Genomic DNA, 25,450 nt, shown 5'->3' with positions numbered 1-25,450 from the left:
GAGGAGATGCGGGCTCGTCTTGAGGCCTGGCAGCAGCGCCAGGCGAGTGCATTGGCCAGTTTTGCGCCGGTGGCGGTGCGCGGTCGTATCCAGCGGGTCAACGGCATGTTGCTGCAATGCCGGTTGCCTCAGGCGCGCATTGGCGACTTATGCCAGGTCGAAAAAACCGTGGGCGATTACATGCTCGCCGAGATCATCGGGTTCGATCAGCAGGACGCAGTGCTCAGTGCCCTGGGCAACCTGGAAGGCGTGCGTGTGGGCGCCAGCGTGCAGCGCCTTGGGGTGCCGCATCGGGTACGGGTGGGGGACGATCTGCTGGGGCAGGTGCTGGACGGTTTTGGCCGGCCGATTGCAGGCGAAGGGCCGAGTGCCTTAGTCGAGGATGACGCCGCGCAGGCGAGCCCTGTGCTGTGCGAGGCGTCATTGCCCACTGAGCGTCCGCGGATCAACCGCGCGTTGTCCACCGGGGTGCGTTCGATCGACGGGTTGGTGACGCTGGGGGAAGGTCAGCGTGTCGGCCTGTTCGCCGGTGCCGGGTGTGGCAAGACCACCTTGCTGGCCGAGATCGCCCGTAACGTGGAGTGCGATGTGATTGTGTTCGGCCTGATCGGCGAACGCGGCCGTGAGCTGCGCGAGTTCCTCGACCATGAGCTGGACGATCAACTACGGACCAAGGCCGTGCTGGTGTGTGCGACTTCCGATCGTTCCAGCATGGAGCGGGCGCGCGCCGCCTTTACGGCGACGGCCTTGGCCGAAGGGTTTCGGCGCAAGGGCAAGCGCGTGTTGCTGTTGATTGACTCCTTGACCCGATTCGCCCGGGCCCAGCGTGAAATCGGCCTGGCTGCCGGTGAGCCGTTGGGCCGTGGCGGCCTGCCGCCTTCGGTGTACAGCCTGATGCCGCGCCTGGTGGAGCGCGCCGGGCTGACACGCGACGGGGTGATCACCGCCATCTACACCGTGCTGATCGAGCAGGACTCGATGAACGACCCGGTGGCCGATGAAGTCCGTTCGCTGCTCGATGGCCACATCGTGCTGTCGCGCAAGCTGGCCGAGCGCGGCCACTACCCGGCGGTGGACGTGTTGGCCAGCCTCTCCCGAATTTTAAGCAATGTGGCCGAGCCCGCGCATATCAAGGCCGGCACCGGATTGCGGCGGTTGTTATCGGCCTACCAGCAGATCGAGCTGATGCTCAAGCTGGGCGAGTACCAGCCTGGCAGTGATGCCCTGACGGACTTGGCGGTGAACAGCCGGCAGGCGGTCGATGGTTTCCTGCGCCAGGACTTGCGTGAGCCGGCACCGATGGATACCACCCTGGATCTGCTGATGGAGCTGACCTGCGATGTCCCTTTCTGAAATCGACACCCTGCGGCGCCTGCGCAAGCATCGGGCTGATCGCGCCGAACGCACGTTGCGGGCGGCCAAGCGGCTTCAACAAGCGCTGCTGTTGCAAATCCAGCAGGCACAGGAAGTGCTGGAGCACACCCGCGAGGAGGAAACGCGCAAAACCGCAGAGCTGTTAGGCAAGCATCAAGGGCAAGTGATCTCGTTTCGCGACCTCACGTCCTGGAATACCCAGGAGCGCAGCTTCTCGGCCGACACCCGGCGCGAGGAAGGGCAGTTGCATGCGTTGCACGGCCAGCAGGAGGAGCAACTCACTCATATCGACAGCGCACAGCGGCACGTTAGCCAGTGTTTGCGCGAGGTTGAAAAACTTCAGGAGCTATCCCTTTTGTTGGTGCAGGAAGAGAACGATGACACAAGTTCCAGCGAACAAACCTGAGCGCCCGCGTCCGCGCGAGCCTCGGGATGAGCGTGAGCCCGGTACGGGGGCGTTCGTGCCCGTGGAGCAGAGGCTGTTATTTACCCAACTGTTTACCCGCGACCGTGAGGGCGGCGGCTACGGTTCCTCTCGCACGACGCTGACGGCGCCAACCGAGAGGCTGATGATCGAGGCAATGACCGAGCAATTGGCGCCTCGTATACAGGCCGCTGCGCAGTGGCCGTTGCAAGCGATGCTGTACCTGCCCCGGCTGGGGCGGATCAACGCGAGCGTGCGCCGCGAACAAGGCGCCTGGAGCGTTGAGCTGACGGCTGAGGAAACGTACACCGCACGTTGGCTGCCCGGCGTGCGGCAACGCCTGGAAGACGGCCTGGCCGGGGCGCTGGCGCAGCCGGTGCACGTGCACCTGGCAGATGTGTCCTCGGCATGATCATGCCGGTTTTGAACGTGCCTGTGGTCAACGCAAACACCGTGGCGGCGCAGCGCCGATTGGGGCGCGGCATGCGCATGGGGTTTCGGGTCTCGGGGCAGCACGGTGAGTTGCTGATGGCGCCCGGCCGTGCACCCACGGGTGCCAAACCGCAGTGTTTCGAGAGTACCAGCGGGGCGCTGGCATTCGCCGAGCCTGGACCGTTGTTCAGCCTGCTGGGGGAGTGCCCTGTGACATTGGCAGAGGCCGGCAATGACCCGGATTCCTGGTTCTGGGAATTGTTCCACCATCACCTGAGCCCCGAAGTGCGGACGCTGTTCGGTTACCTGCGGTTGCTGCCTGCCCCCAGGACGTTGACGTTCGGCTGCCGGTTCACGGTGACGCTGGGTGCGTCCCGCGTGGTGAGTTACCTGTGGCTGGCGCCCGAGACCTTCCTGGCGCTGTGCGACGCCGGCCCCTGGCGACCCATTGCCGCGCCGCTGCCTGCGTCGTTTCAACTGGCGCTTGCGGTGAAGCTGGGGCGCCTGCGTCTGCCGATTCAGCAGGTGCGCCACCTGCGTGTGGGTGATGTGGTGATGCTTGAACAACCCCTGTTCGACCCACAGGGCAATGGCCAGCTGCACGTCGGCAGGCACCGGCTGCACGGTTGTATTGATGATGAATCCGGGCCGTTGTGCCTGACGCTTATTTCGATCGAGGAAACGTCCATGGACGAGGATTTTGCAACACAGCAATACCCGGTGCAGGAGGGTGACCAGCCCGTGATGGACGTCTTCGGCCATGAGCCCTTCGACGAGTTGAACATGGCCCTGGATGTGCGCTGTGGCACCCTGAGCCTGACGCTCGGCGAACTGCGTAACCTGGCCCCTGGCGCGGTGCTGGGCATCTCCGGTTACGCCCCGGGTATGGCCGGGCTCTATTACGGCGACCGGCCGATCGGCCAGGGGCAGTTGGTGGAAGTGGACGGGCGCCTGGGCCTGCAGTTGTCACGTGTGATTTTCGCTCGATGACGCTTCAGGGGATTGACCCCCTTGTACTGGCATTGTTTCTCGGCGCGTTGTCGTTGATGCCGATGTTGTTGATCATCTGCACGTCCTTCTTGAAGATCGTCATCGTGCTGATGATTACCCGCAACGCCATCGGCGTGCAGCAGGTGCCGCCGAGCATGGCCATCAACGGAATAGCCTTGGCCGCGACGATATTTATCATGGCGCCCGTGGGCTATGAAATCGCCCAGAACGTCAAGGCGGCGCCTGTGGACATGAGCAATGTCCAGACGCTGCTGGAGACAGGGCGTGAGGCCATACAGCCGTTGCGCGCATTCATGCTGCGCAACACCGACCCGGATGTGTTGACCCACCTGCTGGAAAACAGCGCGCGCATGTGGCCACCTGAAATGGCGCAAAGCACCCAGCGCGAAGACCTCATCCTGCTGATCCCGGCGTTTGTGTTGTCGCAGTTGCAGGCGGGGTTCGAGATCGGTTTTCTGATCTACATTCCATTCATCGTCATCGACCTGATTGTCTCCAACCTGCTGTTGGCCCTGGGGATGCAGATGGTCTCGCCCATGACCATTTCCCTGCCGCTCAAGCTGCTGTTGTTCGTCATGGTTTCCGGGTGGTCGCGATTGCTCGACAGCCTGTTCCTTTCTTACCTCTGAGTGACCTATGGAACCCATCGTGCTGTTCAAGCAGGGCATGCTGCTGGTGGTGGTGCTGTCGGCACCGCCGCTGATCGTGGCGGTGATCGTCGGTGTGCTGACCTCCCTGGTGCAGGCCCTGATGCAGATCCAGGACCAGACGCTGCCCTTCGGCATCAAGCTGGTGGCGGTGGGCATCACCCTGGTCTTGACTGGCCGCTGGATCGGTTTGGAGTTGATCCAGCTGATCAACCTGATGTTCGACATGATCGCCCGTTCGGCATTGAACTGAGGGACTGCGCGTGCTGCTTTATCTTGAGTATTTGCCAAGCCTGCTGGTTGCCATGGCGCGCATTTATCCCTGTGCACTCCTGGTGCCGGCGTTCAGTTTTCAACATATCCGCGGCATGCCCCGGCACGTGATCGTGATGGTGATGGCGTTGATTCCGGCGCCCGGTATTCATGCCGTCATGAGCGGCCAGGATTACTCCGCGCTGATGATCATCGGGCTGATACTCAAGGAAGCGACCCTGGGTTTTTTGCTGGGGATCTTGCTGGCCATGCCGTTCTGGATGTTCGAGTCGGTGGGCGCGCTGCTGGATAACCAGCGCGGAGCCTTGGCGGGTGGCCAACTCAACCCGTCGCTGGGGCCGGATGCCACACCCATCGGGCACCTGTTCAAACAGTTGGTGATTTATCTGCTGATCGTGGTGCTGGGGCTGAGTGTGTTGACCCAGGTGATCTGGGACAGCTACCTGATCTGGCCGGCCACCGCCTGGCTGCCGCTGCCGGCCATCAATGGCTTCAGCGTTTTCCTCGGCGTGCTGGGCGATACCTTTACCCACATGATGCTGTACGCCGCGCCGTTTATTGCGGTGCTGCTGTTTCTCGAATTCGGCTTCGCGGTGCTGGGCCTGTACAGCCCGCAGCTGCAGGTTTCCACCTTGGCAACGCCGGTCAAGTGCCTCGCCGGGCTTGGGATTTTGCTGCTGTATTTTCCATTGCTGCAGGATTTGATCGTCACCCGCATGGCGCAGTTGGCAGACCTCAAACATTCCATCGGCCTGATGTTTCAGGGGGTTGCACCATGAGTGACTCAGGGGAGAAAAAACACGCCGCCACCCCAAAGAAACTCAAGGATCAGCGCAAGAAAGGCCAGGTCGCGCAAAGCCAGGATGTCGGCAAGTTATTGGTGCTGACCGCCTTGAGTGAAATCGCCCTGTTCACCGCTGAAACCAGCATGCAGCGCTTCCAGCAATTGATGATGCTGGCGATGTCGGGCATCGGCCGGCCTTTTGTGCGGGCCCTGGAAGAGGTGTTGCTGGAAGGCCTGCTGATGTTTTTTTCGTTTGCCCTGTTGATGGCCGGGGTGGCGATTGCCGTGAAGCTGATCAGCAGCTGGTTGCAGTTCGGCTTCCTGTTCGCACCGGAAAGTTTGACGCCGAACTTCAGTCGCCTGAACCCGCTCAGCCAGATCAAGCAGATGTTCTCCGCCCAGTCGGTAATGAACCTGTTGATGGGACTGGGTAAGGCGCTGTTGCTGACCCTGGTGCTGTACGTGGTGATCGGGCCGTCGTTGTCGGCGTTGATCAACCTCGCCACCAGCGATTTGCAGAGCTATATCCTGGCACTGATCACCTTGTTCCGTCACTTGCTGCACGCCTGTCTGGGGTTGCTGCTGGTGCTGGCGTTGATCGATATGGCGTTGCAGAAACATTTCTTCGCCAAGCGCATGCGCATGACCCAGGTGGAGGTGATGAAGGAATACAAGGACACGGAAGGCGACCCCCACGTCAAGGGCCAGCGGCGTCAGCTGGCCTATCAACTGGCCCAGGAAGAGCCGAAGGTCAAGCTGCCCAAGCTGGAAGAGTCCGACATGCTGGTGGTCAACCCGACGCACTTTGCCGTTGCGCTTTACTACCGTCCGGGGAAAACCCCGCTGCCGATGTTGGTGGACAAGGGCACGGACGCCGGGGCCCGTAAACTGATCGATCGGGCCAAGGCTGCCGATGTGCCGGTGATCCAGTGCGTGTGGCTGGCGCGTACGCTCTATGAGAAGAAACTGGGGGCCCCCATTCCCCGGGGGACGTTGCAGGCGGTGGCCTTCATCTACCGGACGCTGCGTGAGCTGGACGATGAGGCCAAGCGCGACACCTTGCATTGGCCGGAACTCGAACAGCGTTAACGCGGGCGGCGTACATCCAGCGCTTCAAGCTTGGCCAGGGACAGTATCCGGCTGACGGTGTCATTGAGCGCCGCACCGTCCACCGGTAAGGCGTGCCAGATCACCAGCGCGCCCTTGGCATCCAGGTAGACAAAGCACCCGTCGAACGCCAATGCATGTTCAAAGCGCCGCTCAAGCACGTGCTGCAACTGCCCGGCCTGTAAGGCCTCGGGTGCAATCTGCAAGGCCAGGCCCCGCTGGGTACCGGCCTTTATCGGGAGCAGGGTAATGCCTGGAGAGAGGGGCAGGTGAGCGTCATTGCCGCTCACCAACTGGTCCAGGAAAACCTGGCGATGTTGATCATCGTCGGGTAATCCCATGGGGTTCACCGCTCCAGGGATATGGTCTGATAATCCGAGCGTTCGCCGGCAGGGCCGGGTTCTACGCGCATCTGTGGCGGCCACCAGACCACCATTTTATTGGCGCTGGATTGCGGACGTGAGCAGGAGTCGCCCTTGCACGTTGGCGTGCAACCGACGATGAGCAACGTGAGGCCAATCAAGGTGACGCAAGACAGTGGTCGTTTCATTGTGGGGTGCTCCGGGCTGGCGTGAGGAGGGAAGGGCGGGGCACGCCGATGTGCTCATCTTTGATGACAGGGCGCATGGCGATAAACACTTCAGCCTCTTCACCCGGCTTGAGCCAGGCACGTGGCCAGACGCTCACTGCCAGGGTCTGGGAGTTGCTGCATTCCTTTTCATCGATGCGCACGTGGCGATTGAACTGGTTGCGCAGCACCACCACGGCCACGTTGAACTGCGGGCCGGCATACCACTGGGTGCGCTCGGTATTGAGGGCCAACAGGTCCCGGGTGGCGCACAAGGTATCCAGGCCAAGTGGCATCGGCGCCGCCTTGAAGGCCTTGGGCACTTGGCCGCTGACGAGGTGAGCCAGGGTGCTGGTGATGTCGCTGCGCTTGATCACCGGTTGATGCTCCGCATAGCGCCTTGTCAGAGGCTTGAGCGCCGCCTGCAGTTCGGCCTGGTCTTCCTGGGGCAAGTAGCGTGAAGGGTCGGCCTGATCGCCGATGACTCGCGGGGTCAGGATAAACAGACGCTCGCGCCGGTTGTTCTGGCGTTCGGTGGAGGAAAACAGCGCCTTGCCCAGCAACGGTATGTCGCCCAGCAGCGGTACCTTGTTCTGCTTGTCGGTGCGTTCGGTGACATGGAACCCACCCACCACCAGCGAGCGTTTTTCCGCCATCACCGCCTGGGTGCTGACCTTGCCCCGGCGCACATCAGGGCCGATGCGCTCGGGGTTGGACTCATCGAAGTTACCGTCCTCGATATCCACCACCAGATGGATCTGGTGCTGCCCGCGGGAGGTGATCACCCGGGGCACGACCTGGAAACTGGTGCCTACCGTGATGGGCAGGATGTTGGCGACTTCGGTGCCGGCCGTCAGGTATTGGGTGCGGTTGAAGTCAATCACCGCCGGCTGGTTTTCCAGGGTGAGCACTGACGGGTTGGACACCATCGTCGCCAGGCCACGTTGTTCCAACGCGCGTATGTCGGCATAGAAACGGTCACGGTGTGCTATCGACAGCTGCGAGGAGGTCCCGGGGGCCATGCTTACGCCGCCACGAAAGCGGCTGTTTTGAAAGCCCCAGTTGACCCCGAATTCGCGTAATTGGGTGCGTTCGATATCGAGGATGATTGCGTCGATTTCCACCAGCTTGCGGGCGACGTCGAGTTGAGCGATCAGCTCGCGGTACATCGCCTGGCGTTCCGGCAGGTCATAGATCAGCACGGCGTTGTTGCGCACGTCGGCCTCGACCCGGATTCTGCTGGCGGACACCGGTGCCCGTGGGGTGAGCGACAGGCCGCTGTCCAACTGCCCCGGGTTGATTGCCGGGCCGAGCATCTGCCCCAGCATCGGGTTGCCCAGCCGTGGAAAGCTCGGCGTGATGGGCGAGGGTTGTGAGGCTGAGGCTGGGCGCTGGCTAAGAGTCGAGAGGGTGGAGGCGGGGCGAGGTTCCAACAAACCGCGCAGCATGCTGGCGACGCCGGGAATGGTCAGCTTTTCACCGCGATAATCAATCGGGCGGTCCGCTGCGTTGGCGAACTTCAGCGGGTAGGTGAGGATGCTCTGCTTTTCGTCGGGAGATTTGCGCTGGCTGCTGAATTGCTTGATCTGCTCAATGTAGCGCTTGGGGCCCGAAACCAGTACCACGCCATCGTCGGACAACTCACCCCAGCCAAACCGGCTGTCCAGCAGGCCAATATCGGTCAGGGCCTGCTTGAGGTCGGCGAGGGTCTCGGAAGAGACTTCCAGTCGCGCTGATTCCTGTTGGTCCAGGGTGCTGATGTACAGGGTGTTGTTGTACAGGTACCACTGGAAGCGATGCTCCACGCCCAGCCTGTCGAGCAGCGATTGCGGGGTATTGGCGCGTATCTTGCCGTTGACGTTGCCTTCCAGCAGGCCGTCGATTTGCAGTTGTGTGCCAAACGACTGGGCGAAATCTTCCAGTACTTCCCGCAGTGGCTTGTGTTCGGCTTCATACGCGTAGGCGGTGTTTTTCCATTCACTGGGGACGGCGGCCAAGGTGCTTTCCAACGGGGTCAGCAACCAGGGCAGCAAGATCAGGCCACGCCAATGGGCTCGTTTTGTGCGGTCTGCAGGCGAGTCGGTGCGCAAGCGAGGGAGCTTGTAATTCTTGTTAGACATGATCGTTCTCTGAATTAGTACGGCAGCGAGCGTAGGGACGTGGGCATGGGTTTCCGGGTTGGGGCTGCGAGGCGTGCGACGATGGCGCGCCAGGTGTCACGCTGGTTGAGCAGAGCTTCGAGACACCCCAACAGGCGCTTCTCGTCGGCCCCCTCCCGCAGGCACTGGACGAGCCAGAGCACGCCACTGGCCGGCTCCAGGGCAAGTGCGCCGTGAAAGTGATTCAGGCTGGCGCCTCCCAGGCGCATCAAGGTTTGCAGGCGTAAGGTGTCCGGGCGACTTTGAGTCAGCTGGACACTCAGTTGCACGGTGTTCGATATACGCTGAAAAATAATCTCGTCATCGTCTTCGAACAGTCTGAGCTGGCCTTCTGTACCGTTCACCCAGCGAGTAATCAGCGACTGCAACTTACTGCACGCCGTCGAGCACAGTCTTGAACAGTGAGTGTTGGACGCGGACCTGTTCGTGAAACGCGAACGAAGAGAGGCGTTCTTGTTTAATGAGATCGCCGAAATAGGCCATGTCCACGTTGTCGATTTCCGGCTCATTGGCGATGGCGGCAACACGATTGGTATCGGTGTTGAGTTGTCTTAAAAGTTGGCTTCTCAAGTTCCCGTAAAAATTCATAGATTTCACTCCAGATGTGTTTGAGCTGTGTGGTTTGCCTCCGACTGTCAGTTCCATCCACATTGAGTTTTTTGTAACACACAGAGGGGCTGTCGACGGCAGTGTCATTCACTGTGCTTGCCGGCCTTGGGTGCGAGCAAAATGTCGCGCATTGAGAGCCAGTCGATACGAAAGTCCCCTTCATCCGTTTCCAGTACGAGCGTCTGGGGTTTGATCAACTCCTCAGTACGAACTATCCAGGGAGTGGCCCCATGCCTGGCCAGGCAGCGCTCCACGGTCTCACGCTCAAGTGGATGGCAGAGGAGAGTCGCCTTGACCGCCGGCATTTGTGCGGCCATCAATTGTTTGATCAAGGCGCTGACGCGTTGCGCTGGTGCGACATCATCCAGCAGGCAGAGCAGGGCCTGGTTGGCGATGGACGTCGCATATTGTTCGAGGTTGTCGCTCAGCATTTGATGCTGGCTCTCCCATTGTTTGAGCTGGGAGTTGGCGCGCTGCCAGAACTCCACGCTGGCCTTTTGATGCAGTTCTTCGCGTTGCTCTGCTGCCAGTAGCAGCAGGTGCTCAGCCTGGACTTTTGCGCGCTCCAACAGTTGATTGGCCTGGGCACTCTCCTGAATTTCTTCTCGCGTGATCAACAGGCGTGTCGGGCCAGGCGTTCCATCGTGCAGGGCAATTTTGTGTCGGCGTAACATGATGGGGGCAGTTCCGTCAGGGGAGGCGTTCGTCGTTTGTCGTCGTGACACGCCAGACGACTGCTTGCCAGAGGATATCGAGCCGGTTGTGGACGTCGTAAAAGTCGGCGTTTTTTTGCTCCAGTGCCAGTACACGATGACGCGCAAAGCGCAGGCGAAGTCGCTGCCAGACAGTGGGTTCGACCCACGCACGCAGTAGCTGCAGTGGATCGTCGTCGTGGGACAGTACCGTGTTTGGATTCAGTGCCTTCGATAGGCTCAGGCACCACAGGTGCTGGTTTTCGCTCAACACCCCGTCAATCGGGCGATGGCAGGTATCACTCAGCAGCGCCAGCATCAGTTCGAGCTGCGCTTTTGATGCGAGGGCCAGTCGAAGCACCGTGACGTGGGGTGTGGCGGGCAGGCAGGGCGGGATACCCAATGTTGTGCTCGCCAAGGCGTGATTGCTGCGACAGAGTGCGTCCAGAGCGCGATACTTGTCGGCGACGTTCCAGTCCGCATGTGCAGACCTCCATGGGAAGGCCCACCACTGAACCCAGTTCAGTTGTTCAGTCATTGGGTGGCCGAGCTCGGGCAAGTGCCGTTTGCTGAAGCCGCTTACGCCACAACACCGCTGCTATGATCGCCAGAACCAGACCTGCCAGTGACAACGCGATACTGTTCCGCCAAAACGCCAGATCATTTTCTGGAATGAGGAAGGGCCCGAAGTAGCTCAGGCGTTGCTGCTCCTGATAGGCTGCGGCAGGTACGAAAATCACCGTCAGCTTTTGTGAGTTATCCACAGCTGTGGTCATGCCGGGAATGCTACTGGCGACCATCCTGCGAACGCGTGCGCGGATATTGTCGGGGTCCAGCCGTGGGTCATGCTTGATGAATACCGAAGCAGATGCCGGTTGTACAGGTTCGCCAGGCGCTATGCGTTCAGGCAGCACAACGTGCACTCGGGCCACAATCACCCCGTCAATGTTTGACAAGGTGGCTTCCAGCTCTTGGGACAAGGCATAGATATAGCGGGCGCGCTCTTCAAGCGGAGTGGAGATAACGCCTTCCTTACGGAAGGTATCTCCCAGGGTGGTACGGGCAACCCTGGGTAATCCGACAGCCTCCAGCGTACGTACGGCACGGCTGATGTCAGTGGCGTTGACCCGCACGACAACACCATCTTTGGCGGGGATCTTTTGCGCGCGTATGTGCTTGTCTGCCAGTTCCGCGATGACTTCATTGGCTTCCTGCTCAGAGAGTTGGCGATGGAGTTCGACGCGTTCACCGCAGCCGCTGAGCATGAGCGTCAGACATAAGATGAACCCGGTGGCCAGTGGACGGATCATTTTTACCTACTGTAAGTTGCCGACTTTTTCGACAAGTTGTATGGCTTTCCCGATACTTTTCGTGGCTGCGTGGTTTAACAACACCGTGTTGGAGAGCTCGGTGGAATATTTAAGTTTTTCTTTTTCGTTGTGGGTGGTGTTGAAGGCTGTCAGGGTTTTGCTCATACGGTTTGTCGACTTGACCAACAAGGCTGACGCCTCTGTCAGGATATTCGAGATGTTCCCTGGCGCGGCAGTATTAACGGGAAGCGTCGAGTGCTCCACCTTTGCTTCGAAAAAATGTGCATCTTCAGTTTTTTGTGAGGGGGGGGAGGCTGGCTGAATCCAGGAAGTTGTAGTAACTCTGGTGTTTTCTAACGAAACATCATTTTCTGTCTGCATACAAAGCTCCTTGGGCCGGAATAAAAAAACCGCACCTGCCTAAAGGCAGGGCGGTCTGTTGGTTAGCGAATTGCTTCAATATTTTTTTTCTTTTCGGTAATTTTAAAAGCCTCGATACCGTCTTTGAGCGACTCCCGGGCTTCTGCTTTTCTTAACTGCTTGAGGTCGTCGTTTTCACCGCCGCCGAAGCCCTGAGACGGATAGGTATTTGCCGGGGCGGTATCACTGATACGGGACATATGGTTACTCCATTATTTCGAATGAAAAGGAAAGTACTCGTGGCCGTACTTGGTGTGTACGCACCTTTGTTGGGCGTTCACGTTAGCTCTAGCAAGACCCGTAGCTTGTGTGGTTGTAGCGACGGTGGCGTTCCACCTTTCAGAAGGGCCGCTGTATCTGAATATTTCTCGCTGCACCGGGCACTAGTCCAGTGATATAGCCAGTTGCTTCATGCGGTAATAGAGCGTGCGTTTCGCAACCCCCAGTTCAACGGCCACGCCATCAACACATTGGCCGTGACGGCGAAGCGACTCTTCAATCAGCGTTTTCTCGATTTGCTGCAGCCGTTCCTTGAGGCAGGTTTCTGTCTTTTGATGGCCCGCCACCGACTCTGAAAGCGGTGGCAGACCCAACACAAAACGCTTCGCCGCCGAACGCAGTTCACGAACGTTGCCCGGCCAGGGATGGCACAGCAACCGTTGCAGCAGCGCACTGGGGGGAGAGGGTGCGGGGCACTTAAAGAACTCTGACTCTTCGCGGACCATGTTCAGGAATAACGGCACAATCCGCTCACGCCGTTCCCGCAGGGGCGGCAGCTGGATATCGACCACATTCAGGCGAAAGTACAGGTCGCGCCTGAACGCTCCCTGTTCGACCATCTCATGCAGTGATTGCTGTGCGGAGGCGATGACCCGCATATCCACCGGAATGAACCGCGTGGAGCCCAGGCGTTCAACGCCCCGGCACTCCAGCACTCGCAGCAGCTTGGCCTGCAAGTTGAGAGGCATGCTGTCAATTTCATCGAGGTACAACGTGCCCAGGTGGGCGGCTTCGACAAACCCTGCCCGGGATTGCATCGCACCGGTATAGGCGCCGCTGTTGACCCCAAACAGTTGGCTTTCAGCCAGGCTTTCCGGTATCGCGGCGCAGTTGACGGCAACAAAGTTGCCCTTTCGGCGGGACAGCAGATGTATGCGTTGTGCCAAAGTATCTTTACCTGTCCCGGTTTCGCCCAGCAGTAGCATATCGATATTAAGTGTGGCCGTATTATGGATAGTGGCTTCAATGGCGGGGCATTCGGTAAGGGGTGAGTCTGTTACATCCTCATTGTGATAGGAGGCCGGCATATTGTTGTTGCTCCAATATTGGGTCGCATCACTGTTGTTAGACTTTATTAGTCCTTTCGAATGCCGGGAAGTAAATCGGAAAACATCTGCTTTGTCATCTTGGGTAAGAGGTCAAAAGGCGGCCCTAAGTGTGTAGAAAAGATTAAGAGTAGGCGGAGTAAAAAGAAGGCAACTCGTTTTGTTAGTTTGATTTCTCATTCTGCGAAGGATAAATCCTAAAGTGGCTGGAGAATTTTGGAGTCTGAAGGGTTTTTGTCGCCAAGTGATGGGGTATTGGTTTTGTGAGTGTTTTTGTTTTTTAATATATAAAGTTAACGAATGTGTCTTACTGCCGGGTTGTTCAATGCAAAACTGTTCGCCCACAAAAAAGCCGATGCACTGCATCGGCTTTTTTGTTTGCGGCATGGGCCGCAGTTGACGCTTACACGTTGAAGCGGAAGTGCATCACGTCGCCATCCTTGACGATGTATTCCTTGCCTTCCAGGCGCCATTTACCGGCTTCCTTGGCTCCGGCTTCACCCTTGAACTGGATGAAGTCGTTGTAGGCGATGACTTCGGCGCGGATGAAGCCTTTTTCGAAGTCGGTGTGGATCACGCCAGCGGCTTGCGGGGCAGTGGCACCGACCTTGACGGTCCAAGCGCGGACTTCTTCAACACCGGCGGTGAAGTAGGTCTGCAGGTGCAGCATTTCGTAGCCGGCGCGGATCACGCGGTTCAGGCCAGGCTCTTCCAGGCCCAGGGCCTCGAGGAACATGTCCTTCTCTTCGCCGTCTTCCAGCTCGGCGATTTCCGCTTCGATCTTGTTGCAGACCGGTACGACCATCGCGCCTTCTTCTTCGGCAATGGCCATGACCACGTCGAGCAGCGGATTGTTCTCGAAACCGTCTTCAGCCACGTTGGCGATGTACATCACAGGCTTGGTGGTCAGCAGGTGGAAGCCCTTGATCACGGCCTTTTCGTCGGCGCTCATGCTCTTCATCAGGCTGCGTGCCGGCTTGCCCAGGGTGAAGTGGGCAATCAACTGCTCCAGCAAGGCTTTCTGGACCACTGCGTCCTTGTCGCCGCCCTTGGCGTTACGGGTGACCTTTTGCAGTTGCTTCTCGCAGCTGTCTAGGTCGGCGAAGATCAGTTCCAGGTCGATGATCTCGATGTCGCGTTTCGGGTCGACGCTGTTGGAGACGTGAATTACGTTCTCGTCTTCGAAGCAGCGGACCACGTGCGCAATGGCATCGGTCTCACGGATGTTGGCGAGGAACTTGTTGCCCAGGCCTTCACCTTTCGACGCGCCGGCAACCAGGCCTGCGATGTCGACGAACTCCATGGTGGTCGGCAGGATGCGCTTTGGATTCACGATGGCCGCCAGGGCGTCCAGGCGTGTATCGGGCATCGGCACGATACCGGTGTTCGGCTCGATGGTGCAGAAGGGGAAGTTCTCCGCCGCAATCCCGGATTTGGTCAGGGCGTTGAACAGGGTGGACTTGCCGACGTTAGGTAGGCCGACGATGCCGCAATTGAATCCCATGGTGTTTCCCCTCGGGTAAAGAGTCAGGCCTTCTGGCTGTGCAGGTTTTTCATCGCACGGTTCCATTCACCGGCGAAGATATCCGGCAGCACGCCGAGGGCAAAATCGATGCTGGCATCGAGTTTTTCCTGTTCGGCGCGTGGCGCACGACCCAGGACGAAATTTGAAACCATACTGGCAACGCCCGGGTGGCCGATGCCAAGCCGCAAGCGGTAAAACGTATTCTGATTGCCCAACTGCGCGATGATGTCCCGCAGGCCATTATGCCCGCCATGGCCGCCGCCTTGCTTGAGCTTGGCAACGCCGGGTGGCAGGTCAAGTTCGTCATGGGCCACCAGGATTTCTTCGGGTTTGATCCGGAAGAAGCCCGCAAGCGCCGCGACAGCCTGGCCGCTGCGGTTCATGTAGGTGGTGGGAATCAACAGACGAACATCCTGACCCTGATGCGAAAAGCGTCCGGTCAGGCCGAAATATTTGCGATCGGCCGTAAGGTTTACACCTTGTGCGTGGGCGATGCGCTCAACAAAAAGGGCCCCCGCGTTATGCCGGGTCTGTTCGTATTCGGCGCCTGGATTTCCCAGGCCAACGATCAGTTTAATGGCAGTCACGACAGGGGCCCTTCCTTTGGAGTTGTGGATAACATCGCCGTGGGTGCGGCGAAAGTGAACGACAAAAACTCATTAACCGTTAGAGGCCAACTTCGCATTCTCGCCCGCTTTCTCGCTACGTTCCGGTCCGCGATGTTTCCTCAAGCTCCGGCATTACAGAGTGAATTACTCTGCAGCGCCTTCTTCAGCTTCTGGTGCAACGCGTGGAGCGTGTACGTTTGCAACAGCTTTGTCATCACCGTGAGCCAGTGCAACAAACTCAACGCCTTTAGGGGCCTTGAGGTCGGACAGGTGGATGATGTCGCCGATTTCAGCAGCCGACAGGTCGACTTCGATGAACTCAGGCAGGTCTTTCGGCAGGCAGGTCACTTCGATCTCGGCTACAACGTGCGAGATTTCGCCGCCTTTCTTGACCGGAGCTTCTTCACCAACAAAGTGCACAGGCACGATAGCGGTCAGTTTTTGACCGGCTACAACGCGAATGAAGTCAGCGTGCAGTACGTGGCCCTTGGCTGGGTGACGTTGCAGTGCCTTGATGATGACGTTCTGCTTCTTGCCACCAACGTTCAGCTCGATGATGTGGCTGTAGGCCGCGTCGTTTTCGAGCAGTTTGGCGATTTCTTTAGCCAGCATGCTGATGGATTCAGGGGCTTTTTCGCCACCGTAAACTACAGCTGGAACCAGGCTTGCGAGACGACGCAGGCGGCGGCTCGCACCTTTCCCCAGGTCGGAACGCAGTTCAGCATTCAAAGTAAATTCGTTCATGTTGTATCTCCAAAATAACCACATTCGCCCTAGCGTTTGCGACCAGCGCTAAAGGCGATATGGGCAAAAAAGCCCCGCCCCAACAGAATGCTGGGGCGGGGCGCTTTTCGTCAGGTTGATGCAGCTAAGGTTTAACCCTTAACGGAACATCGCGCTGATCGATTCTTCGTTGCTGATGCGGCGAACCGCTTCGGCAACTACCGGTGCGATATCCAGTTGACGGATACGCGAACAGGCTTGAGCGGCAGCGGACAACGGGATGGTGTTAGTCACCACCAGTTCGTCCAGCATTGAGTTCTCGATGTTCTCGATCGCTCGGCCCGACAGCACAGGGTGTGTGCAGTAGGCGAAGACTTTTGCTGCACCGTGCTCTTTCAAGGCTTTCGCCGCGTGGCACAGGGTGCCGGCGGTGTCGACCATGTCATCAACCAGAATACAGGTACGCCCTTCGACATCACCGATGATATGCATCACTTCAGAGTGATTGGCTTTCTCACGGCGTTTGTCGATGATCCCGAGATCCACGCCCAGGGATTTGGCAACAGCCCGTGCACGCACGACGCCACCAATGTCCGGGGACACGATCATCAGGTTTTCAAAGCGCTGGTCTTCGATGTCATCCACCAGGACGGGGGAGCCGTAGATGTTATCTACCGGAATATCGAAGAACCCCTGGATTTGGTCAGCGTGCAGGTCAACCGTGAGAACACGGTCGATGCCTACCACGGTCAGCATGTCAGCAACGACTTTCGCGCTGATAGCCACACGTGCGGAACGCGGACGGCGATCCTGACGGGCATAACCAAAGTAAGGGATTACAGCTGTGATTCGAGTCGCTGAGGAGCGGCGGAAGGCATCAGCCATCACGACGAGTTCCATCAGGTTATCGTTGGTCGGAGCGCAAGTCGGCTGAATAATGAAGACGTCTTTACCGCGAACGTTTTCATTGATCTCGGCTGTAATTTCGCCGTCGGAGAATTTACCGACAGAGATGTCACCGAGAGGGATATGCAGCTGACGTACAACACGCCGAGCCAGATCGGGGTTAGCATTCCCCGTAAAGACCATCATCTTGGACACGCGCAGTACCTAGAGGCTGAGGGTAACCTGGATGAGTATAGAAAATGGCAGGGGCGGCTGGATTCGAACCAACGCATGGCAGGATCAAAACCTGCTGCCTTACCGCTTGGCGACGCCCCTGTATCTGTTGCAACGAGTACCCAGTACTCGGTTCCTTTAGAGCAGACTTTGCAGCTTGCGATGCAACATCGAAACGTTGCTTCCCTTTGCTACAAACCCTGTAAGGGTCTCTGTAAGAAGGGCCGAGACTTTATCAGCTTCAGCTTTGCTTGGGAAGCCCCCAAACACACAACTTCCAGTTCCGGTTAATTTTGCTTCGGTAAATTTACCTAACAAATTCAAAGCGTTACGTACATCTGGATAACGCCTTGCTACAACCGGTAAGCAGTCATTTCGACTGTTTCCCTTGGGAACGGGGCGCACTTTAATGGGAGGAGAGTTACGTGTCAACAGTGGATCTGAAAAAATTTCTGCTGTACTTACAGATACTTGCGGAACAAGCACGACATACCAAGGCTCTTCGGGGTCTACAGGGGTGAGTTTCTCCCCCACGCCTTCGGCAAAAGCAGCGTGCCCACGCACGAAAACCGGGACGTCCGCGCCCAGTGTCAGGCCCAGCGCCGCCAGGCGATCGTGGTCCCAACCCAGCTGCCACAAGTGATTCAGGCCGAGCAAAGTTGTCGCGGCATTCGAGCTGCCGCCACCGATGCCGCCGCCCATGGGCAGGATTTTTTCGATCCAGATGTCGATGCCCAATGGGCAACCGGATTGTTCCTGAAGTTTTTTCGCGGCCTTCACAATCAGGTTGCTGTCGTGAGGCACGCCTTCGAATTCGGTGTGCAGTTGAATCACGCCGTCATCGCGAACGGCGAAAGTCAGCTCATCGCCGTAATCGAGAAATTGAAAAATAGTCTGCAGCTCGTGATAGCCGTCTTCACGGCGACCGAGAATGTGCAGCATCAAATTCAGTTTGGCCGGGGAGGGCAGGGTCAGACGTTGCGCGGTCATGTCACTGCCCCAGTTTGCGAGGTTGCCAGTCCTTGATCACCAGCGTGACGTCAAGGTCGGTGCCATGCAGCTTGATGCGCTCGGGCAGCCAGTAACCATTCTGTTGCACATAGCTCAGGTACTCGACCTGCCAGCCATCCTGTTCCAGCGAAGCCAGGCGGCTGTCGCCATTGAGGCTCAGGCGGCTCTTGCTGTCTGGCGCCGGAAGACCGCGTACCCACCACACCAGGTGCGATACGGGGAGTTTCCAGCCCATCTGTTCTTCCAGCAGGGCTTCCGGCGTCGGCGCCTCAAAGCGGCCCTGATTGGCCACTTCCAGGCTGACTTGCCCCGGTCGGCCGGTCAGGCGTGCCGCGCCGCGACCCAGCGGGCCGGACAGGCGAATGTCGTAATAGTCCTGGCGTTGCAGCCAGAACAAGGTGCCGCTGCCTGAATCTTTCGGAGCGCGAATGCCGACCTTGCCCTCGATCTGCCAGCCGTCAAGGCTGCTCAGTTGATCCTTGTGCTGCTGCCATTGCGCCGGGTTGCCCGGGCCTTCGACAGATTCACGGGTGCCGAGGCCGGAACAGCCGGCGAGCAGGGCGATAAAGCTGAATACGATGACGTGGCGCAAAAACATAAAATTAAAGGGTCTCGGATCCGGTCAGGCGCTTGATGGTACTGCGCAGGATTGGGCTTTCGGGTTGTTCCTTGAGGAACTTCTCCCAGATTTGTCGCGCTTCACGCTGCTTGCCGTTGGCCCAGAGCACTTCGCCCAGGTGTGCGGCCACTTCCTGGTCGGGGAAGCGCTCCAGCGCCTGGCGCAGCAAGCGTTCGGCTTCGTCCAGGTTACCCAGGCGGTAATTCACCCAGCCGAGGCTGTCGAGTACGGCCGGGTCTTCCGGGTTCAGCTGGTGAGCCTTTTCAATCAGCTCCTTGGCTTCGGCGTAACGCGTTGTACGGTCGGACAAGGTGTAACCCAGGGCGTTCAGTGCCATGGCGTTGTCCGGATCGCGCTTGATGATCAGGCGCAGGTCTTTTTCCATCTGCGCCAGGTCATTGCGTTTTTCCGCCTGCATGGCGCGGGTGTACAGCAGGTTCAGGTCGTCCGGGTATTGCAGCAAGGCTTGCTGGAGGATTTTCCAGGCGCGATCGCCTTGCTTGTTGGCCGACAAGGTCTCGGCCTGGATCAGGTACAGCTGGATCGCGTAGTCCGGCTCGGCATCCCGTGCGGCAGCCAGGCGTTTTTCGGCCTCGTCGGTGCGGCCGTTGCTCATCAGGATATCGGCCTGGCGCAGTTGGGCCGGCAGGTAATCATTGCCAGGACCAACTTGGGCGTATTCAAGCAGCGCGGCTTGCGGGTCGTTGCGTTCTTCAGCGATGCGACCCAGGTTCAGGTGCGCCGAATCAACGTGGCTTTCGCGGGCGATCAAGTCTTCCAGGTAGCCCTTGGCCTCATCCCATGCCTTGGCTTCCAGGCACACCAGCGCCAGGGAGTAACGCAATTCGTCATCGTCCGGGTATTGCTGGACGAGGTTGGCGAACTGCACCTTGGCATCTTCCATGCGGTCCTGTTCAACCAGCATGCGCGCATAGGTCAGCAGCAGGCGTTTGTCGCCCGGGTACTTCTTGATGCTTTTTTCCAGCAGCGGAATCGCTTCCTTGCCGCGGTTAAGGTTTTGCAGCAGGCGGGCGCGCAGCAGGATCGGTGCTATCTCGCCGTCTTCCGGCGGGTGTTGCTCCAGCAACTTCAGCGCGGCCTCGGACTCATCATCCTGTTGCAGCAACAGCGCCTTGCCGAAAATCAGCTGACTGTTGTTCGGGTGTTTTTGCAGCAGACGGTCGAAACTCTTCATCAGGCCGTTGCGGGTGTCCTGATCGGTGTCGGCGGCCGACAGCGCGAGGAAGTCGAAATGTGTGTCGCCCTTGCCCTGCAGGACTTTCTCCATATAGACCATGGAGTCGTCATAGCGCCCGGCGCGGGCCAGTTGAATGGCGGCTGCCCGTTGCGCCTCGAGATCGTCAGGAGCGTTTTTCGCCCAGATCAGCGAGGTGTCCAGGGCGGCCTGATCGGCGCCCAGGTACTCGGCGATACGAAACGCGCGCTCGGAAATCCCCGGATCCTGAGTATTGATGGCCTGGGTCACGTAGTTATCCAGGGCAATGTCGAAACGATTGCGCTGGCCGGCCAGCTCCGCGCTCAGCAGACTGAAGACCGTTTCTTCACTGAACGAGGAATAAACCTTGGGCTTTTCAGGGGCGGGGGTGCTGTCTTCTACCGGCGGCGTACCGTCCGGCGACACGGGTGCCATGGCCTGGCAGCCGCTGAGAAAGACAAAAGCAAGGAGCAACGCGGAAGATCTATTCATATAGGAAGAGGACGACTAACCTGCGGTCGGATCATCATGACACAAGCCTTCGGCCAAACATAACCGAGTCTCAGTGGATGCCTTTATAGACACAAGGCATTAGGACAATAGCCTACGGTGGTTGTTCTGAATCATTCGAAGTAGGACAATTGTCGGCTTCCCGACATCATCAGCGATATTGAATGGCCTTCCTTGCACTCGGTATTAACCACAAGACTGCTTCTGTAGACGTCCGCGAGCGCGTGGCTTTTACTCCCGAGCAGTTGGTTGAGGCCTTGCAGCAGCTCTGCCGGCTCACCGACAGTCGCGAAGCTGCGATCCTTTCGACCTGCAATCGCAGCGAGCTCTATATAGAGCAGGAGCATCTTTCAGCGGATGTGGTGCTGCGCTGGCTGGCCGATTACCACCATTTGAGCCTTGATGAACTGCGCCAAAGCTCATATGTGCACGAAGAGGATGCGGCAGTTCGTCACATGATGCGCGTCGCCTCCGGGCTCGATTCGCTGGTGCTGGGTGAACCGCAGATCCTCGGCCAGATGAAATCGGCCTACGCCGTGGCCCGCGAGGCCGGCACCATCGGCCCGCTGCTGGGGCGTTTGTTCCAGGCCACCTTCAATTCCGCCAAGCAAGTGCGCACCGATACCGCCATCGGTGAAAACCCGGTGTCCGTGGCGTTTGCCGCCGTCAGCCTGGCCAAGCAGATTTTCAGTGACTTGCAACGCAGCCAGGCCCTGCTGATCGGCGCCGGCGAGACCATCACCCTGGTCGCCCGTCATCTGCATGAGCTGGGGGTGAAGCGCATCGTTGTCGCCAACCGTACCCTGGAGCGCGCCAGCATTCTGGCCGAGCAGTTCGGTGCCCATGCGGTGTTGCTCTCGGATATCCCGGCCGAACTGGTGCGCAGCGATATCGTCATCAGTTCCACCGCCAGCCAGTTGCCGATCCTTGGCAAGGGCGCGGTGGAAAGCGCCCTGAAACTGCGCAAGCACAAGCCGATTTTCATGGTGGATATCGCTGTTCCTCGGGATATCGAGCCTGAAGTCGGCGAGTTGGACGACGTTTACCTCTACAGCGTCGACGACCTGCACGAGGTGGTGGCCGAAAACCTCAAGAGCCGCCAGGGCGCAGCCCAGGCCGCCGAGGAGATGGTCAGCACCGGTGCTGACGACTTCATGGTGCGCCTGCGTGAATTGGCGGCAGTGGACGTGCTCAAGGCCTACCGTCAGCAAGGCGAACGCTTGCGGGACGAGGAATTGATCAAGGCCCAGCGTATGCTCGCCAACGGCAGCAGCGCCGAAGACGTGCTGATGCAACTGGCACGCGGCCTGACCAACAAATTGCTGCACGCCCCCAGTGTTCAGTTGAAAAAGCTTACCGCCGAAGGCCGCCTCGATGCGCTGGCCATGGCCCAGGAACTCTTTGCCCTCGGTGAGGGCGCGACAGAAAGCTCTTCGGATAAAAAACCGCAATGAAAGCGTCACTGCTCAATAAACTGGACGTCCTTCAGGACCGTTTCGAAGAACTGACCGCCCTGCTCGGCGACGGCGAGGTCATCTCCGATCAGACCAAGTTCCGCACCTATTCCAAGGAATACGCGGAAGTTGAGCCGATCGTGGGCACCTATAAACAGTTGCTCAAGGTTCAGGCTGACCTCGAAGGCGCACAGGCGCTGCTCAAGGACAGCGACCCGGACATGCGCGAAATGGCCGTTGAAGAAGTGCGAGAAGCCAAGGACAAGCTGATCGAACTGGAAGGCGACCTGCAGCGCATGCTGCTGCCCAAGGACCCTAACGACGGGCGCAACGTGTTCCTCGAAATCCGCGCCGGCACCGGCGGTGACGAGGCGGCGATTTTCTCCGGCGACCTGTTCCGCATGTACTCGCGGTATGCCGAACGTCGCGGCTGGCGGGTCGAGATTTTGTCCGAGAACGAGGGCGAACACGGCGGCTATAAAGAAGTCATCGCCCGGGTTGAAGGCGAGAATGTCTACGGCAAGCTGAAGTTCGAGTCGGGCGTGCACCGCGTGCAGCGGGTTCCGGCAACGGAATCCCAGGGCCGCATCCACACTTCGGCGTGCACCGTGGCCGTGTTGCCCGAGCCTGACGAACAGGAAGCCATCGAGATCAACCCGGCAGATCTGCGGGTCGACACCTACCGCTCATCGGGCGCCGGTGGCCAGCACGTGAACAAGACCGACTCGGCGATCCGCATCACTCACTTGCCTTCGGGCATCGTGGTGGAATGCCAGGAAGAACGTTCCCAGCACAAGAACCGTGCGCGGGCCATGTCCTGGCTGTCGGCCAAGCTCAATGACCAGCAGACCAGCGCTGCCGCCAACGCGATTGCCAGCGAGCGTAAATTGCTGGTGGGTTCGGGCGACCGGTCCGAGCGTATCCGTACCTACAACTTTGCCCAGGGCCGGGTCACTGACCACCGCGTCAACCTGACGCTGTACTCCTTGGACGAAATCCTTGCCGGTGGCGTTGATGCGGTGATCGAGCCATTGTTGGCCGAATACCAGGCCGACCAGCTCGCAGCGATAGGTGAATAAATGACCATTATCGCCAGCCTGTTACGCGCCGCCGACCTGCCGGACTCGCCCACTGCGCGCCTGGACGTGGAGTTGCTGCTGGCGGCTGCCTTGGGCAAGTCCCGCAGCTACCTGCACACCTGGCCGGAAAAAATCGTCAGCAGCGAAGACGCACTGACCTTTGCCGACTACCTGCAACGCCGCCGCACCGGCGAGCCTGTGGCCTACATCCTCGGCCAGCAAGGCTTCTGGAAGCTCGATCTGGAAGTGGCGCCGCACACGCTGATCCCGCGTCCGGAAACCGAGATGCTGGTGGAAGCCGCTCTCGAATTGCTGCCTGCTACACCGGCCAAGGTCCTCGACCTCGGCACCGGCAGCGGCGCAATTGCCCTGGCCCTGGCCAGCGAACGCCCGGCCTGGCAAGTCACGGCTGTCGACCGCGTGCTGGAAGCCGTGGCCCTGGCCGAACGCAACCGCCAGCGCCTGCACCTGAATAACGCCACGGTGCTGAACAGCCATTGGTTCAGCGCCCTTGAAGGCCGCACCTACAACCTGATCATCAGCAACCCGCCATATATCGCCGATACCGATCCGCATCTGGTGGCCGGTGATGTGCGCTTTGAGCCGGCCAGCGCGCTGGTGGCCGGGCATGACGGCCTGGACGACCTGCGGCTGATCATCGCCCAGGCGCCCGCGCACCTCGACGCTGCTGGCTGGCTGTTGCTGGAACACGGTTACGACCAGGCGGCCGCCGTGCGCGACCTGCTGCTGAGTGAAGGCTTCGAAGACGTCCACAGCCGCATCGACCTCGGTGGCCACGAGCGCATCACCTTGGGGCGCCGGCCGTGATGAATGATCAGGAGCTGTTGCGCTATAGCCGACAGATTCTGTTGCAGCATGTCGACATCGAAGGCCAGTTGCGCCTGAAAAACAGCCGCGCGCTGATCGTCGGGCTCGGTGGTCTTGGTTCGCCGGTAGCGCTGTATCTGGCGGCGGCGGGTGTAGGTGCGCTGCATTTGGCGGATTTCGACACGGTCGACCTGACCAACCTGCAACGCCAGATCATCCATGACACCGACAGCGTCGGCCTGAGCAAGGTCGATTCGGCGATTCGCCGCCTGAGTGCGATCAATCCTGAAATACAGTTGGTCGCCCATCGCAGTGCGCTGGATGTTGATTCCCTCGCGGCTGCCGTGGCGGCGGTCGACGTGGTACTCGATTGCAGCGACAACTTCTCCACCCGCGAAGCGGTCAACGCTGCCTGTGTTGACGCCGGCAAGCCTCTGGTCAGTGGTGCGGCGATTCGCCTGGAAGGCCAGCTGTCGGTGTTCGACCCACGGCGCGCCGAAAGCCCGTGCTACCACTGTTTGTACGGGCACGGCAGCGAAACCGAACTGACCTGCAGTGAAGCCGGCGTGATCGGCCCGTTGGTGGGCTTGGTCGGCAGCCTGCAGGCCCTGGAAGCCTTGAAGCTGCTGGCCGGTTTCGGCGAGCCGCTGGTGGGGCGGCTGTTGTTGATCGACGCCCTGACCACGCGCTTCCGCGAGCTGCGGGTCAAGCGTGACCCCGGTTGCAGCGTCTGCGGCAGCCACCATGGTTAAGGACGCGCCGATCGGTGTGTTCGACTCCGGCGTCGGCGGCCTGTCGGTGCTGGACGAAATCCAGTGTCTGCTGCCCCATGAATCGCTGCTGTACGTAGCGGATTGCGGGCACATCCCCTACGGCGAGAAAACCCCGGCCTTCATCCTTGATCGCTCGCGACGGGTGGCGGCGTTCTTCCGTGAGAAGGGCGCCAAAGCCTTTGTGATTGCCTGCAACACGGCGACTGTTGCCGCAGTCGCCGACTTGCGCCAGGACTATCCCGACTGGCCGCTGGTAGGTATGGAGCCTGCGGTCAAACCCGCCGCCGCCGCGACCCGCAGCGGCGTGGTCGGGGTGCTGGCGACCACCGGCACCCTGCAAAGCGCCAAGTTCGCCGCCTTGCTCGACCGCTTCGCCACCGATGTTCGGGTGATCACCCAGCCGTGCCCGGGCCTGGTGGAGCTGATCGAGACCGGCGATTTGAGCAGCCCGGCCTTGCGTGTGATGTTGCAGGGTTATGTCGAACCGTTGATCGCTGCCGGTTGCGACACCATCATCCTCGGCTGCACCCACTACCCATTCCTCAAACCACTGCTCGCCGAGATGCTCCCGCCGACGATCATTCTGATCGACACCGGCGCTGCAGTAGCGCGTCAATTACAGCGCCTGTTGAGTGATCGCGAACTGCTGGCCACTGGCAATCCCGTGCCGGCACAGTTCTGGACCAGCGGCGATCCAGAGCATCTAAGAAAAATCCTACCTACCCTATGGAATTTTTCCTGCGTTGTGCGTAGCTTTGGCCTGTGAAAATTTCGTGAAATAACCGAATTACTGACTGAACTTCTGCATAAACGGCGACTTCTATAGCAAGTTAGCCTGTACAAAATCATA

31 protein-coding genes and 1 tRNA gene are annotated in these 25,450 nt (G+C 59.4%); 13 read left to right on the top strand and 19 right to left on the bottom strand.

What is annotated here, in order from left to right:
• Nucleotides 1-6 precede the first annotated feature (6 nt).
• From K0H47_RS29115 to sctU, 8 genes are read left to right on the top strand one after another with little or no spacing between them, the layout of a single operon-like run.
• Nucleotides 7-1,353 (top strand): FliI/YscN family ATPase, encoded by a 1,347-nt coding sequence (locus K0H47_RS29115; RefSeq protein WP_219274016.1) that lies wholly within the window; start codon nt 7-9, stop codon nt 1,351-1,353.
• Nucleotides 1,340-1,780, top strand: coding sequence for a YscO family type III secretion system apparatus protein (locus K0H47_RS29110; RefSeq protein WP_177026481.1), 441 nt, complete (start codon nt 1,340-1,342; stop codon nt 1,778-1,780). The genes K0H47_RS29115 and K0H47_RS29110 overlap by 14 nt, the downstream gene beginning before the upstream one ends.
• Nucleotides 1,752-2,210 carry a type III secretion system HrpP C-terminal domain-containing protein gene (locus K0H47_RS29105; protein WP_063033146.1) on the top strand — a complete coding sequence of 153 codons (459 nt, stop codon included), beginning with the start codon at nt 1,752-1,754 and terminating at the stop codon, nt 2,208-2,210. Before K0H47_RS29110 ends, K0H47_RS29105 begins: the two co-directional genes overlap by 29 nt.
• Complete coding sequence (locus tag K0H47_RS29100) at nt 2,207-3,220, top strand: FliM/FliN family flagellar motor switch protein (RefSeq protein WP_219274015.1); 1,014 nt, start codon at nt 2,207-2,209, stop codon at nt 3,218-3,220. Before K0H47_RS29105 ends, K0H47_RS29100 begins: the two co-directional genes overlap by 4 nt.
• Nucleotides 3,217-3,870, top strand: coding sequence for a type III secretion system export apparatus subunit SctR (gene sctR / locus K0H47_RS29095; RefSeq protein WP_201140988.1), 654 nt, complete (start codon nt 3,217-3,219; stop codon nt 3,868-3,870). The genes K0H47_RS29100 and sctR overlap by 4 nt, the downstream gene beginning before the upstream one ends.
• Before the next feature lie 7 nt (nt 3,871-3,877).
• Complete coding sequence (gene sctS / locus K0H47_RS29090; RefSeq protein WP_010177045.1) at nt 3,878-4,141, top strand: type III secretion system export apparatus subunit SctS; 264 nt, start codon at nt 3,878-3,880, stop codon at nt 4,139-4,141.
• Nucleotides 4,142-4,151: 10 nt separating this feature from the next.
• Complete coding sequence (gene sctT / locus K0H47_RS29085) at nt 4,152-4,940, top strand: type III secretion system export apparatus subunit SctT (protein WP_177026483.1); 789 nt, start codon at nt 4,152-4,154, stop codon at nt 4,938-4,940.
• Complete coding sequence (sctU, locus tag K0H47_RS29080; RefSeq protein WP_219274014.1) at nt 4,937-6,034, top strand: type III secretion system export apparatus subunit SctU; 1,098 nt, start codon at nt 4,937-4,939, stop codon at nt 6,032-6,034. Before sctT ends, sctU begins: the two co-directional genes overlap by 4 nt.
• Here sctU and K0H47_RS29075 read toward each other — a convergent pair.
• The 19 genes from K0H47_RS29075 to K0H47_RS28985 all read right to left on the bottom strand — a co-directional run bounded on the left by K0H47_RS29075 (nt 6,031) and on the right by K0H47_RS28985 (nt 20,448).
• Entirely contained in the window at nt 6,031-6,393 is a 363-nt protein-coding gene (locus tag K0H47_RS29075) for a hypothetical protein (protein WP_063033141.1), read from the bottom strand. The genes sctU and K0H47_RS29075 overlap by 4 nt on opposite strands.
• A 5-nt stretch (nt 6,394-6,398) precedes the next feature.
• Entirely contained in the window at nt 6,399-6,602 is a 204-nt protein-coding gene (gene hrpT, locus K0H47_RS29070; RefSeq protein WP_201140990.1) for an HrpT family type III secretion system protein, read from the bottom strand.
• Nucleotides 6,599-8,740 carry a type III secretion system outer membrane ring subunit SctC gene (sctC, locus tag K0H47_RS29065; RefSeq protein WP_219274013.1) on the bottom strand — a complete coding sequence of 714 codons (2,142 nt, stop codon included), beginning with the start codon at nt 8,738-8,740 and terminating at the stop codon, nt 6,599-6,601. Before sctC ends, hrpT begins: the two co-directional genes overlap by 4 nt.
• 14 nt (nt 8,741-8,754) lie before the next feature.
• Nucleotides 8,755-9,147: a hypothetical protein gene (locus K0H47_RS29060; protein ID WP_063033139.1), complete on the bottom strand. Its 393-nt coding sequence runs from the start codon at nt 9,145-9,147 to the stop codon at nt 8,755-8,757.
• Between the two features lies 1 nt (nt 9,148).
• Nucleotides 9,149-9,367 carry a hypothetical protein gene (locus K0H47_RS29055; RefSeq protein ID WP_063033138.1) on the bottom strand — a complete coding sequence of 73 codons (219 nt, stop codon included), beginning with the start codon at nt 9,365-9,367 and terminating at the stop codon, nt 9,149-9,151.
• A 104-nt stretch (nt 9,368-9,471) separates the two neighbouring features.
• Entirely contained in the window at nt 9,472-10,062 is a 591-nt protein-coding gene (gene sctL / locus K0H47_RS29050; protein ID WP_063033137.1) for a type III secretion system stator protein SctL, read from the bottom strand.
• Between the two features lie 16 nt (nt 10,063-10,078).
• Nucleotides 10,079-10,618, bottom strand: coding sequence for a type III secretion protein (locus K0H47_RS29045; protein WP_177026484.1), 540 nt, complete (start codon nt 10,616-10,618; stop codon nt 10,079-10,081).
• Nucleotides 10,611-11,390 carry a type III secretion system inner membrane ring lipoprotein SctJ gene (gene sctJ / locus K0H47_RS29040; RefSeq protein WP_093201781.1) on the bottom strand — a complete coding sequence of 260 codons (780 nt, stop codon included), beginning with the start codon at nt 11,388-11,390 and terminating at the stop codon, nt 10,611-10,613. The genes K0H47_RS29045 and sctJ overlap by 8 nt, the downstream gene beginning before the upstream one ends.
• 6 nt (nt 11,391-11,396) lie before the next feature.
• Nucleotides 11,397-11,771, bottom strand: a complete 375-nt coding sequence (locus K0H47_RS29035) for a hypothetical protein (protein ID WP_177071887.1) — start codon at nt 11,769-11,771, stop codon at nt 11,397-11,399.
• Nucleotides 11,772-11,833: 62 nt separating this feature from the next.
• Entirely contained in the window at nt 11,834-12,010 is a 177-nt protein-coding gene (locus tag K0H47_RS29030; protein ID WP_063033133.1) for a hypothetical protein, read from the bottom strand.
• 183 nt (nt 12,011-12,193) lie between these two features.
• Nucleotides 12,194-13,117: a sigma 54-interacting transcriptional regulator gene (locus tag K0H47_RS29025; RefSeq protein ID WP_219274012.1), complete on the bottom strand. Its 924-nt coding sequence runs from the start codon at nt 13,115-13,117 to the stop codon at nt 12,194-12,196.
• Nucleotides 13,118-13,538: 421 nt separating this feature from the next.
• Nucleotides 13,539-14,639 carry a redox-regulated ATPase YchF gene (gene ychF, locus K0H47_RS29020; protein WP_017475978.1) on the bottom strand — a complete coding sequence of 367 codons (1,101 nt, stop codon included), beginning with the start codon at nt 14,637-14,639 and terminating at the stop codon, nt 13,539-13,541.
• Between the two features lie 23 nt (nt 14,640-14,662).
• A complete protein-coding gene (gene pth / locus K0H47_RS29015; protein WP_017475979.1) occupies nt 14,663-15,247 on the bottom strand; it encodes an aminoacyl-tRNA hydrolase in 585 nt (194 codons plus the stop codon).
• 165 nt (nt 15,248-15,412) lie between these two features.
• Nucleotides 15,413-16,012, bottom strand: a complete 600-nt coding sequence (locus K0H47_RS29010; RefSeq protein WP_017475980.1) for a 50S ribosomal protein L25/general stress protein Ctc — start codon at nt 16,010-16,012, stop codon at nt 15,413-15,415.
• Nucleotides 16,013-16,150: 138 nt separating this feature from the next.
• Entirely contained in the window at nt 16,151-17,092 is a 942-nt protein-coding gene (locus tag K0H47_RS29005; protein WP_003208392.1) for a ribose-phosphate pyrophosphokinase, read from the bottom strand.
• A gap of 45 nt (nt 17,093-17,137) precedes the next feature.
• Nucleotides 17,138-17,212, bottom strand: a tRNA-Gln gene (locus K0H47_RS29000).
• A gap of 36 nt (nt 17,213-17,248) precedes the next feature.
• Nucleotides 17,249-18,100: a 4-(cytidine 5'-diphospho)-2-C-methyl-D-erythritol kinase gene (ispE, locus tag K0H47_RS28995; RefSeq protein WP_063033131.1), complete on the bottom strand. Its 852-nt coding sequence runs from the start codon at nt 18,098-18,100 to the stop codon at nt 17,249-17,251.
• A gap of 1 nt (nt 18,101) precedes the next feature.
• Nucleotides 18,102-18,719, bottom strand: coding sequence for a lipoprotein insertase outer membrane protein LolB (gene lolB, locus K0H47_RS28990; RefSeq protein ID WP_063033130.1), 618 nt, complete (start codon nt 18,717-18,719; stop codon nt 18,102-18,104).
• A 4-nt stretch (nt 18,720-18,723) separates the two neighbouring features.
• Entirely contained in the window at nt 18,724-20,448 is a 1,725-nt protein-coding gene (locus K0H47_RS28985; protein ID WP_063033129.1) for a tetratricopeptide repeat protein, read from the bottom strand.
• A 182-nt stretch (nt 20,449-20,630) separates the two neighbouring features.
• On the opposite strand from K0H47_RS28985, the gene hemA reads away from it, so the two are divergent.
• The 5 genes from hemA to murI are packed head-to-tail and all read left to right on the top strand — an operon-like array spanning nt 20,631 to nt 25,366.
• Nucleotides 20,631-21,920 (top strand): glutamyl-tRNA reductase, encoded by a 1,290-nt coding sequence (hemA, locus tag K0H47_RS28980; protein ID WP_008432265.1) that lies wholly within the window; start codon nt 20,631-20,633, stop codon nt 21,918-21,920.
• The gene (prfA, locus tag K0H47_RS28975) at nt 21,917-22,999 is read left to right on the top strand and encodes a peptide chain release factor 1 (protein ID WP_003208405.1); all 1,083 of its coding nucleotides are present in this window, start codon (nt 21,917-21,919) and stop codon (nt 22,997-22,999) included. The genes hemA and prfA overlap by 4 nt, the downstream gene beginning before the upstream one ends.
• On the top strand, nt 23,000-23,827 hold the full coding sequence (gene prmC, locus K0H47_RS28970; protein ID WP_093201760.1) for a peptide chain release factor N(5)-glutamine methyltransferase: 828 nt from the start codon (nt 23,000-23,002) through the stop codon (nt 23,825-23,827).
• Nucleotides 23,824-24,579: a molybdopterin-synthase adenylyltransferase MoeB gene (locus tag K0H47_RS28965; RefSeq protein ID WP_219274011.1), complete on the top strand. Its 756-nt coding sequence runs from the start codon at nt 23,824-23,826 to the stop codon at nt 24,577-24,579. The genes prmC and K0H47_RS28965 overlap by 4 nt, the downstream gene beginning before the upstream one ends.
• A complete protein-coding gene (gene murI, locus K0H47_RS28960; protein WP_219274010.1) occupies nt 24,572-25,366 on the top strand; it encodes a glutamate racemase in 795 nt (264 codons plus the stop codon). Before K0H47_RS28965 ends, murI begins: the two co-directional genes overlap by 8 nt.
• Nucleotides 25,367-25,450: the final 84 nt, after the last annotated feature.

The organism is Pseudomonas sp. Xaverov 83 (assembly GCF_019352905.1).
Lineage (GTDB): Bacteria > Pseudomonadota > Gammaproteobacteria > Pseudomonadales > Pseudomonadaceae > Aquipseudomonas > Aquipseudomonas yamanorum.
The sequence above is the reverse complement of the archived record's forward strand: the minus strand, read 5'-3'. Positions and strand labels throughout refer to the sequence as shown.

Bases quoted from the DNA above. Each gene is read 5' to 3' on its own strand.
- K0H47_RS29115 (WP_219274016.1), top strand. From the start codon at position 7: ATGCGGGCTCGTCTTGAGGCCTGGCAGCAGCGCCAGGCGAGTGCATTG.
- K0H47_RS29110 (WP_177026481.1), top strand. From the start codon at position 1,340: ATGTCCCTTTCTGAAATCGACACCCTGCGGCGCCTGCGCAAGCATCGG.
- K0H47_RS29105 (WP_063033146.1), top strand. From the start codon at position 1,752: ATGACACAAGTTCCAGCGAACAAACCTGAGCGCCCGCGTCCGCGCGAG.
- K0H47_RS29100 (WP_219274015.1), top strand. From the start codon at position 2,207: ATGATCATGCCGGTTTTGAACGTGCCTGTGGTCAACGCAAACACCGTG.
- sctR (WP_201140988.1), top strand. From the start codon at position 3,217: ATGACGCTTCAGGGGATTGACCCCCTTGTACTGGCATTGTTTCTCGGC.
- sctS (WP_010177045.1), top strand. From the start codon at position 3,878: ATGGAACCCATCGTGCTGTTCAAGCAGGGCATGCTGCTGGTGGTGGTG.
- sctU (WP_219274014.1), top strand. From the start codon at position 4,937: ATGAGTGACTCAGGGGAGAAAAAACACGCCGCCACCCCAAAGAAACTC.
- K0H47_RS29075 (WP_063033141.1), bottom strand. From the start codon at position 6,393: ATGGGATTACCCGACGATGATCAACATCGCCAGGTTTTCCTGGACCAG.
- hrpT (WP_201140990.1), bottom strand. From the start codon at position 6,602: ATGAAACGACCACTGTCTTGCGTCACCTTGATTGGCCTCACGTTGCTC.
- sctC (WP_219274013.1), bottom strand. From the start codon at position 8,740: ATGTCTAACAAGAATTACAAGCTCCCTCGCTTGCGCACCGACTCGCCT.
- K0H47_RS29055 (WP_063033138.1), bottom strand. From the start codon at position 9,367: ATGAATTTTTACGGGAACTTGAGAAGCCAACTTTTAAGACAACTCAAC.
- sctL (WP_063033137.1), bottom strand. From the start codon at position 10,062: ATGTTACGCCGACACAAAATTGCCCTGCACGATGGAACGCCTGGCCCG.
- K0H47_RS29045 (WP_177026484.1), bottom strand. From the start codon at position 10,618: ATGACTGAACAACTGAACTGGGTTCAGTGGTGGGCCTTCCCATGGAGG.
- sctJ (WP_093201781.1), bottom strand. From the start codon at position 11,390: ATGATCCGTCCACTGGCCACCGGGTTCATCTTATGTCTGACGCTCATG.
- K0H47_RS29035 (WP_177071887.1), bottom strand. From the start codon at position 11,771: ATGCAGACAGAAAATGATGTTTCGTTAGAAAACACCAGAGTTACTACA.
- K0H47_RS29030 (WP_063033133.1), bottom strand. From the start codon at position 12,010: ATGTCCCGTATCAGTGATACCGCCCCGGCAAATACCTATCCGTCTCAG.
- K0H47_RS29025 (WP_219274012.1), bottom strand. From the start codon at position 13,117: ATGCCGGCCTCCTATCACAATGAGGATGTAACAGACTCACCCCTTACC.
- ychF (WP_017475978.1), bottom strand. From the start codon at position 14,639: ATGGGATTCAATTGCGGCATCGTCGGCCTACCTAACGTCGGCAAGTCC.
- K0H47_RS29010 (WP_017475980.1), bottom strand. From the start codon at position 16,012: ATGAACGAATTTACTTTGAATGCTGAACTGCGTTCCGACCTGGGGAAA.
- ispE (WP_063033131.1), bottom strand. From the start codon at position 18,100: ATGACCGCGCAACGTCTGACCCTGCCCTCCCCGGCCAAACTGAATTTG.
- lolB (WP_063033130.1), bottom strand. From the start codon at position 18,719: ATGTTTTTGCGCCACGTCATCGTATTCAGCTTTATCGCCCTGCTCGCC.
- K0H47_RS28985 (WP_063033129.1), bottom strand. From the start codon at position 20,448: ATGAATAGATCTTCCGCGTTGCTCCTTGCTTTTGTCTTTCTCAGCGGC.
- hemA (WP_008432265.1), top strand. From the start codon at position 20,631: ATGGCCTTCCTTGCACTCGGTATTAACCACAAGACTGCTTCTGTAGAC.
- prfA (WP_003208405.1), top strand. From the start codon at position 21,917: ATGAAAGCGTCACTGCTCAATAAACTGGACGTCCTTCAGGACCGTTTC.
- prmC (WP_093201760.1), top strand. From the start codon at position 23,000: ATGACCATTATCGCCAGCCTGTTACGCGCCGCCGACCTGCCGGACTCG.
- murI (WP_219274010.1), top strand. From the start codon at position 24,572: ATGGTTAAGGACGCGCCGATCGGTGTGTTCGACTCCGGCGTCGGCGGC.